This is a genomic window from Frankia tisae (genome assembly GCF_025403405.1).
In the GTDB taxonomy this organism is placed as follows: Bacteria; Actinomycetota; Actinomycetes; order Frankiales; family Frankiaceae; genus Frankia; species Frankia tisai.
The window spans coordinates 1-9,371 of sequence record NZ_JANEZT010000274.1; the positions used below are offsets into that span (position 1 = coordinate 1).

Genomic DNA, 9,371 nt, shown 5'->3' on the forward strand with positions numbered 1-9,371 from the left:
CCCCCACACGACTCCGGCCCTACCGGCCCGAAGGGGTCCGCGGAACCGCCGGGATCCGCCGACGTGGTGGTCCCCGCGGATCCGATCGAGCCCGAGGATCCGGGGCGTGCGCCCGACGGGGCGAAGGGCCGCAGGCGGCGCCGGTTGCGTTACGTGATCGGTGCCGCGGTGGTCGCGTGCGCCGTCGCCGTCGTGGCGGTCCTCGGCGCGGGGGTGTGGCGGCCGGGGTCGTCGGGCACCTGTCGCCCGCCGGCTCCCGTGATGCGGCTCGCGGCCCCGGAGACCTGGGCGGGATCCCAGGACGAGCAGTGCATCGGGTTCAGCGACGGTGCATACACCTTCGCTTCCACCTCACCCGACCTCGTCGCGCTGCTGACCACGATCGGCCGGCAGAACGCCGCGCTCGCCGGCAAGGGCGGGGTGCACACGGTGGTCGTCGCGGCCCCGCTGACCGGGCCGCACTCCCCGCCGGGCGGCGGGCAGGCCGACTCGCCGACGACCATCGGGCAGGGCGGGCTGAACGAGCTGCTCGGGGCGCAGCTCGCCCAGGCGGCGGTCAACACCGCCGCGGACGTGCCCGGCTCCCGCTCCCGCACCCGGATCCGGCTGCTGGTCGCCAACGTCGGCTGGCATTCGGGTGGCGCGGTCACCGTCGCCCGGCGCATCGACGAGGCCGCCCGCGCCGACGCGGGCCTCGCCGGGGTGCTGGGCCTGTTCCAGAGCACCGCCGCGGCCCGGGAGGCGGTCGCGCAGCTCAGCGGCACGACCCAGCTTCCGATCGTGTCGTCGACCGCGTCCGCCGACGCTTTTACCCAACCCGTCGGACCGCCCGGGCACACGCGGCGGCCATACGACTGGTACTTCCGGGTCGGGGCGACGAACCGCCGGGAGGCGGCCGTCATCGCCCAGGCGATCCCGACGATCATGAAGCGGGAGGGGCGCGGCGACGAGCCGGTCCGGCCGCTGATCGTCTCCTCCGGGGGCGCCGCCCCGAAGTCCGTCGGCGCCGACCACTACAGCGACAACCTCGCCCAGGATGTCGGCGCCGAACTGCGCCGGCTGCCCGGTGCCGCCCCGGCCGTCCTCGTGCCCTTCCCCGACGCCGATCAGGCAGCCACGGCCAGCGCCGCGGACGGCGGCCCGACCGTGCTGGGAGTGCTGGGCCACACCCTCAGCGAACGCTGCACCGGCCCGGCGCCGCCGAACCTGCTCGTCTATACCGGCCGGACGACCAGCGTGAACATCCTGCTGGAGGCTCTGGCGGGCTCCGCCTGCGGGCGCGCGGACCCGCACCTGCCGATCATCTCCGGGGACGATGCGATGGAGCTGGAGACCGACCCGGGGGAGATCGCGGCCGGCGCGATGGGCGACCACACCTTCTACTTCGCCGACTTCGGCCTGGCTCAACCCGGCGACGTCGAGCCATTCTACCTGGAGCAGACCCGTTCGGGCGGCGCCACCGTGCCCGGGCAGTGGGCGGCGCAGATGCGGGGCACGCCGCAGCGGCTCATCTCCGGCCACACGATCGTCGCCTTCGACGCGATGTCCGTGCTCGTCGGGGCGATCAGCGCTGCCGACATCAACACCCCGCCGCCGGGCCAGCTGCGGGCGAATGTCAAGGCGGTCCTCGACAGAACCTGCGGCCGTAATGCTCTCGCCGGCGCGAACGGCTACATCAGCTTCGACCGTTACGGCGACTCGACCAGCGCACCGGTCGTCATCCGCCGGTTCGACCCGGCCGGCGCCACCGTGAGCACCGTCTCCACCGGTACCGCCCCCGACAGCCTGCGCCGCCCCTCCGACACCACCTCCGGTTGCGCCGTCTACTGAGCCACGGCTGAGCCACGGCTGGGCGAACGCGCAGGCGGGGCGGCAGGCAACTGGTTGCGTCCGGGCACAACCACGGTCGACGATCGGAAGGTTTCGCCCGAGAGCCCGGAGGGGAGCAACGTGGTCGCGCAGGACCAGAGTGCGGGACCGGCCTTACCACCATCCCCATCGCCGGCCGGCGGCGCCGGGCGCCGGCAACAGCAGCTGATCCTGCTGACCTGCCTGGCGGGGATGTTCGCGACGACGTTCACAGCGACCGTGCTGTCCGTGTCGATCCGGACGGTGGCCGGTGACCTGCACAGCAGTGTCGATGTGATCTCCTGGGCGGTGACCGGCTCGCTGCTCGCGCAGGCGGTCGCGATGCCGGTCCTCGGCCGGGTCGGCGACATCCGCGGGCACCGGCGCACGTTCCTCGTCGGCTCCGTGCTCGCCGTCGTGTTCTCGCTGGCGACCGCGCTGGCCTGGGATCCGGTGTCGCTCATCGCCTTCCGCGCGGCGGCGCAGGTGGCCGGGGCGGCGACGATTCCCGCGTCGTTCGCGATGCTGTTCCACGCCTTCCCGCCGCACGAGCGGGTGCGCCCGTCGGCCTGGGCGTCGGGGGTGCTGTCCGGGGCGTCGGTGAGCGGGCTCGCCATCGGCGGGCTGGTCATCGACTCGATCGGGTGGCGGCCGCTGTTCGTCATGCAGGCCGGGATCGCCCTGATCCCGCTGGTCGCGGCAGTGAAGGTGCTGCCGGTCGACGTCGGTGACCGCCGCCTGAAACTGGACAAGACCGGCGCGCTGGTGCTCGGCGCGGCGACGTTCGCGCTGACCTTCGGGGTCAACCGGGCCGCCAGCTGGGGGCTACGGCCGATCGTGATCGGCCTGCTCGTGGCCGTCCCGCTGCTGCTGTGGCTGCTGGTCGTCGTCGAGCGGCGCACCGCCATGCCGGTTCTGCCGACCGCGTTGCTCGGCGAGCGTGACATCCGGGCCGCGGGGGCGAGCTCGTTCCTGCTCGGCGCCGCCCACATGGGCAACTTCCTGGTCACGCCGCTGCTGTTGGAGGGAGTGTTCGGGCTGTCGGTCGCGGCCACCTCCCTGGTGACGATGACCCGAACCCTGTCGATCGCGCTGGCCGCGCCGTCGGCGAGCCGGCTGGGTGCCTGGGTCTCGTCGCGGGTGCTCGCGGGCGTGGCCGGCGGGGTCTACACGATCGCCCTGGCCGTGCTCGCCCTCGGCACCCAGTACGACCGCCTGCCCGTGGTCGTCGCCGGCCTGATCGTCAGCGGCCTGGCGTTCGGGCACGCCCAGCCGCCGCTGCTCGTGATCACCGGCAACGCCGCCCCCGCGGACAGCTTCGGCCTGGCCACCTCGCTGCAGCAGACCGCCAACCAGATCGGCGCGGTGATCGGGATGAGCCTGCTGTCGGCGATCGTCGGCGACGCGCTGCGCGCCGCCCCGTTCACCGCCGCCTACCTGGCCGCCGCCGGCCTGTCCGCCGCCGCCGGCCTCGCCATCCTCTTCGCCCGCCGCCCGCCCACCAGCCTCGCCGATCCGGTGGCACCGGACCCGGACGCCAGGCCGAACCGAAGATCGGCGGAATCCGCGGCAGGTTGACCTCGACGTCGATGGCTGGCTAGAGCCGCGGGCCGTTACGGTCGAGTTCGGCGAGCCAGGCGGCGGCGCTGGCGTCGGACGGTGCCCGCCAGTCGCCGCGGGGCGACAGGGTGCCGCCGAAGGAGACCTTCGGGCCGTTGGGCAGCGCCGAGCGCTTGAACTGCGACGCCATGAAGCGGCCCAGGAACTCGCGCAGCCAGCGCACGATCGTCGCCTCGTCGTAGGCGTGCCGCTCGGCGTCGGGGAAACCGGCGGGCCAGCCGTCGGCCAGCGCGTCGCGCCAGGCGTGCCAGGCGAGGAAGGCGATCTTCGACGGCGCCAGGCCGTGGCGCAGGAGGTGGTAGAGGAAGAAGTCGTGCAGCTCGTAGGGGCCGATGCGGTCCTGGGTGCTCTGGATCGCCCCGGTCTTGGCGTCGGCGGGGACCAGCTCGGGGGAGATCTCCGTGTCGAGGACCGCGGTCAGCAGCGTGCCGGTGTCGGCGTCGAACTGGTCGTGGCTCACCGCCCACCGGATGAGGTACTGGATCAGCGTCTTGGGCACGCCGGCGTTGACGGCGTAGTGGCTCATCTGGTCGCCGACGCCGTAGGTGCACCAGCCCAGCGCCAGCTCGCTGAGGTCGCCGGTGCCGACGACGAACCCGCCATGGTGGTTGGCCAGCCGGAACAGGTAGTCGGTGCGCAGCCCGGCCTGCACGTTCTCGTAGGTGACGTCGTAGGCGGCGGCGCCCTCAGCGGCGGGATGCCCCAGGTCGGCGAGCAGCTGGCGGGCGGCGGGGCGGATGTCGATCTCCGCCGCCTCGGCGCCGAGCGCCCGCATCAGCGCCCAGGCGTTCGCCTTCGTCTCGCCCGAGGTGGCGAACCCGGGCAGGGTGTAGCCGAGGATCGTCGTGCGGGGCACCCCGAGCCGGTCGCAGGCCTTCGCCGCGACGATCAGCGCGTGCGTCGAGTCGAGCCCGCCGGAGACGCCGATGACCATCCGGCCCCCGCCGGTCGCCCGGAACCGCCGGGCCAGGCCGTGGACCTGGATGTTGAACGCCTCGTAGCAGTCCTGGTCGAGCCGCTCGGCCGTGTCGGGGACGAACGGGAAGCGGCGCTGGTGGCGGCGCAGCCCGACGTCGCGGCGGTGCGGGCGATGGGAGAAGCGGACCGTGCGGAAACTCCGCTCGGGCTGGCCGGCCAGCACGGCGGCATCGTTGAACGTGCCCGTGCGCATCCGTTCCTGGCGCACCCGGGCGAGGTCGACGTCGGCGACGAGCAGCTGGGGGGAGTCGGCGAAGCGTTCGGATTCGGCGAGCAGATCCCCGAGTTCGTGGATGGTGCCCTGCCCGTCCCAGGCCAGGTCGGTGGTGCTTTCGCCGGTCCCGGCCGCCGAGTAGACGTAGCCGGCCATCGCCCGCGCCGACTGGGCGGCGCACAGCTGCGCGCGGTCGGCGGCCTTCCCGACGACGATGTTCGACGCGGACAGGTTCGCCAGCAGCGTCGCGCCGGCCATCGCCGCGTACGACGACGGCGGGATCGGCGCCCAGTAGTCCTCGCAGATCTCGACGCCGACGACGAGGTCCGGCAGATCCGCCGCCTCGAAGATCAGATCCGTGCCGAACGGCGCCGTCTGCCCGGCGACGGTGATCTCCAGGCCGGTGACGCCGGCGCCCGAGGCGAACCAGCGCTTCTCGTAGTACTCGCGGTAGTTCGGCAGGAACGTCTTGGGCACCACGCCGAGGATCCGCCCGCGCGAGATCGCCAGCGCCGTGTTGTAGAGCCGCCCGCGCCGGCGCAGCGGCGCTCCGACCAGCAGCAGCGGCGCGAGCTCACGGCTGGCCCGGCACACCGTGCCCACCGCCTGCTCGACCGCGCCGAGCAGCGCGTCCTGCAGGTGCAGGTCGTCGAGCGCGTACGACGACAACCCGAGTTCGGGGAAGACGACGACGTCGACGCCGCCGGCGTCCGCCTGGCGGGCCAGCGCGACCGTCGCCTCGGCGTTGCGCGCCGGCTCCGCGGTCACCACCAGCGGCGTGGCCGCCGCGACCCGGGCAAGGCCGTGGCTGTGGATCGCGGCGAACTCCCGCCGCGGCTCGCCGAACTCTGGCTGCGTCACATCGCCTCGCATCCTGTCGACATTGTCGGTGTGCGCTGCCCGCATTGTCGCTCTCCCGCTCGCGGGTGAGCCAAACAGGGACTCCTGCCGGTAACTTCCGTCTTCCGGTAAGGGAAGGAAGTCCCTCGTCGCTGCGTCATCCGCAGCCGACTCTGGGTGTATGGGTCAGAAGACGATCGATGGTAACGAGGCCGCCACCTCGGTGGCCTACCGGGCAAGTGAGGTGATCGCCATCTACCCGATCACCCCGGCGTCGGCGATGGGAGAGCTCGCCGACGCCTGGGCGACGAAGGGCCGGGCGAACCTGTGGGGCGCTGTCCCCGACGTGGTCCAGTTGCAGAGCGAGGGCGGTGCCGCCGGTGCCGTGCACGGGGCGTTGCAGGCCGGCGCCCTGTCGACCACGTTCACGGCCTCCCAGGGCCTGCTGCTGATGCTGCCCAACATGTTCAAGATCGCCGGCGAGCTCACGCCGATGGTCCTGCACGTCGCCGCCCGCACCATCGCCACGCACGCGCTGTCCATCTTCGGTGATCACAGTGATGTGATGGCCGCGCGCTCGACCGGCTTCGCCATGCTCTCCTCCGCATCCCCCCAGGAGGCCCATGACCTGGCCGCCGTCGCGCACATCGCCACGCTGGAATCCCGCGTTCCGTTCCTGCACTTCTTCGACGGCTTCCGCACCTCGCACGAGCTCAACGAGGTCCATGAGATCGACGACGCCACCCTCGCCGGGTTGCTGCCCGCCGAGCAGGTCGAGGCGCACCGGCTGCGCGCGCTGTCCCCGGACAGCCCGGTGATCCGCGGCACCACCCAGGACCCGGACACCTTCTTCCAGTCCCGGGAGGCGTCGAACGCCTACTACACCGCCGTCCCCGGGATCGTGGCGCGGGCGATGGACCGGGTGTCCGCGGCCACCGGACGGTCCTACCGGATCTTCGAGTACCACGGCCATCCCGAGGCCGAGCGGGTCGTCGTCGTCATGGGCTCGGGTCGTTCCGCGGTGCGCGAGGCCGTCCTGCGGTTGGTCGCCCGCGGCGAGAAGGTTGGGTTCGTCCAGGTCCGGCTGTACCGGCCCTTCGACGGTGCGGCGTTCGTCGCCTGCCTGCCGGCGACGGTCCGCTCGATCGCGGTCCTCGACCGGACGAAGGAGCCGGGCGCCCTCGGTGAGCCGCTGCGCCTCGACGTGCTCGCCGCGCTCGCCGAGCGGCCGGAAAGCATGCCGCGGGTCATCGGCGCCCGCTACGGGCTGGCGTCGAAGGAGTTCACCCCGGCGATGGCCGCGGCCGTGTTCGACGAGCTGGCCAGCGCCGCGCCGCGCCGCGAGGTGACGGTCGGCATCCACGACGACCTCACGAACCTCTCCCTCGACGTGGACGACGCCGGGTATCCGGAGGACGCCGACGTCCGCCGGGCGGTGTTCTACGGCCTCGGCAGCGACGGGACGGTCGGCGCCACCCGGGCGAGCGCGGCCATCGTCGCCGACCACACCCCGCTGCACGCGCAGGCCTACTTCGTGTTCGACTCCAAGAAGTCGGGGTCGATGACGGTGTCGCACCTGCGCCTGTCGCCCCGCCCCGTCGACGCCCCGTGGCTCATCAGCGACGCCCAGTACGTCGGCTGCCACCAGTTCTCGCTGCTCGAGCGGGTCGACGTGCTCGCCGTCGCCGCCACCGGTGCCACCGTGCTGATCAACAGCCCGTACCCGGCGCACCAGGTGTGGGAGTACCTGCCCGCCGACGCGCAGCGCCACCTGCTCGAGCGCGGCGCCCGGCTGTTCGTCGTCGACGCCGACCGGGTGGCCCGCGAGGCGGGCCTGCCCGGGATCGTCAGCCCCGTGCTGCAGACCTGCTTCCTGCAGCTGTCCGGGCTGCTCGACGCCGACACGGCGGTCACGGCGGTCAAGGACGCCATCCGCGTCGCCCAGGGCAAGCGCGGCGAGGCCGTGCTGCGACGCAACTTCGCCGCCGTCGACGCCTCCCTCGGTGCGCTGGCCGAGGTTGACCTGACCGGCCGCACCGTCGGGGGGCGCACGTCCCGGCGCCTCGAGGGCGACGCGCCGGTATTCGTCAAGGAGGTCACCGCCCGGATCATGGCGGGGGAGGGGAACCTGCTCCCCGTCAGCGCGCTGCCGGCCGACGGGACCTTCCCGGTCGGCACCGCCCGCTACGAGAAGCGTGCCATCGCCCACGAGCTGCCCGTGTGGGACGCCGACCTGTGCATCAACTGCGGCAAGTGCACGATCGTCTGCCCGCACGCCGCGATCCGGATGGCCGCCTTCGACCCGGCGCTGCTCGCCGACGCGCCCGCGACGTTCAAGTCGCGCCAGCCCAGGGACAAGGACCTCGCCGGGCTGCGGGTGAGCATCCAGGTGGCGCCGGACGACTGCACCGGGTGCACCCTGTGCGTCAAGGTCTGCCCGGCGACCAGCCGGGAGAACAAAGAGCACAAGGCCCTCGACATGGTCGCCGCCGCGCCGCGGCTGGCCGAGGAGCGCGCCGGCTGGGCGTTCTACGAGACGCTGCCGCCGATCGACCCGACCCGCATCCCCGCGGAGAACGTCCGCGGCTCGCAGCTGCGCCAGCCGCTGTTCGAGTTCTCCGGCGCCTGCTCCGGCTGCGGCGAGTCGCCCTACCTGAAGCTGCTCACCCAGCTGTTCGGTGACCGCATCCTCATCGCGAACGCCACCGGCTGCTCGTCGATCTTCGGCGGGAACCTGCCGACGACGCCGTGGACGACGGGCCCCGACGGCCGCGGCCCGGCCTGGGCGAACTCGCTGTTCGAGGACAACGCCGAGTTCGGCCTGGGCATGCGCCTGGGGCTCGACAGCCACGCGCGGGAGGCCCGCCGGCTGCTGCGGGCCGCCGCGCCGATCGTCGGCGACTCGCTCGTAGACGAGCTCCTGGGCGCCGACCAGAGCACCGACGCCGGCATCCTCGCCCAGCGCGCCCGCGTCGCCGAACTGCGCCGCCGCCTGGCCGGCACCGAACACGACGCCCGGCTCGACCCGCTCGTCGACAACCTGGTCGACAAGAGCGTGTGGATCGTCGGCGGCGACGGATGGGCCTACGACATCGGCTTCGGCGGCCTCGACCACGTCCTCGCCTCCGGCCGCAACGTCAACGTGCTCGTCCTCGACACCGAGGTGTACTCCAACACCGGCGGGCAGGCGTCGAAGTCGACGCCGCGCGGCGCGGTCGCGAAGTTCGCCGGCGGCGGCAAGCGCACCCGCAAGAAGGACCTCGGCCTGCTCGCCGCCGCCTACGGCGACGTGTACGTGGCGCAGATCGCGCTGGGCGCCAACGACCAGCACACGGTGCGGGCGTTCAACGAGGCGGCGAGCTGGCCCGGCCCGTCGCTCATCGTCGCCTACAGCCACTGCATCGCCCACGGCATCGACATGACCGAGGGCCTGTCCCACCAGAAGGCGGCGGTGAAGTCGGGTTACTGGCCGCTCTACCGGGTCGACCCCCGCTCCGAGCAGCCGTTCTCGCTGGACTCGCGACCGCCGTCGATGACCTTCGCCGAACCGCCAGGCGGCCATCTTGTAGTCGAGGCCGTAGAGATGCTGCGTGCCGTTGGCCACCGGGCCGAACGGCTTCAGCGTGACCCGCTCACGGTAGGGGGTGGTGATCATCGAGCCTTCGACGTTGCCGAAGGCGACGTCGACACCCTGGTCGCCCTCCCACTCGCCGGCCAGGGCCGCCAGCGGCCCCCACTCCGGACCAACCTTCTCCGTCAACGCCGAACCCTCCTAGATTGAAAACTGGCCGAAACCAGCACAAAACAACCGGAATATCCAGACATTACGTGGCGAGCCCCCGAAGCCCGCCGGCCCTGACCCACCCGGGCC

General features: G+C 72.8%; 4 protein-coding genes. 3 read left to right on the top strand and 1 reads right to left on the bottom strand.

What is annotated here, in order from left to right; translation table 11 throughout:
* Together NBZ85_RS22305 and NBZ85_RS22310 are read left to right on the top strand one after the other, a co-directional pair.
* Nucleotides 1-1,830, top strand: a 1,830-nt coding sequence (locus NBZ85_RS22305; RefSeq protein ID WP_261562535.1) for a type 1 periplasmic-binding domain-containing protein, incomplete at its 5' end; no start/stop codon positions are given.
* A 120-nt stretch (nt 1,831-1,950) separates the two neighbouring features.
* Nucleotides 1,951-3,426, top strand: coding sequence for an MFS transporter (locus NBZ85_RS22310; RefSeq protein ID WP_372517774.1), 1,476 nt, complete (start codon nt 1,951-1,953; stop codon nt 3,424-3,426).
* A 19-nt stretch (nt 3,427-3,445) separates the two neighbouring features.
* On the opposite strand, the gene NBZ85_RS22315 is transcribed toward NBZ85_RS22310, so the two are convergent.
* Nucleotides 3,446-5,521: an NAD(+) synthase gene (locus NBZ85_RS22315; RefSeq protein ID WP_261558793.1), complete on the bottom strand. Its 2,076-nt coding sequence runs from the start codon at nt 5,519-5,521 to the stop codon at nt 3,446-3,448.
* A gap of 160 nt (nt 5,522-5,681) precedes the next feature.
* Between NBZ85_RS22315 and nifJ the strand changes: the two genes are divergently transcribed.
* Nucleotides 5,682-9,281, top strand: a complete 3,600-nt coding sequence (gene nifJ, locus NBZ85_RS22320; RefSeq protein WP_261562536.1) for a pyruvate:ferredoxin (flavodoxin) oxidoreductase — start codon at nt 5,682-5,684, stop codon at nt 9,279-9,281.
* The last annotated feature ends 90 nt before the right edge of the window (nt 9,282-9,371 follow it).

Coding starts and splice junctions, on each gene's coding strand:
- nifJ (WP_261562536.1), top strand. CDS start 5,682: ATGGGTCAGAAGACGATCGATGGTAACGAGGCCGCCACCTCGGTGGCC.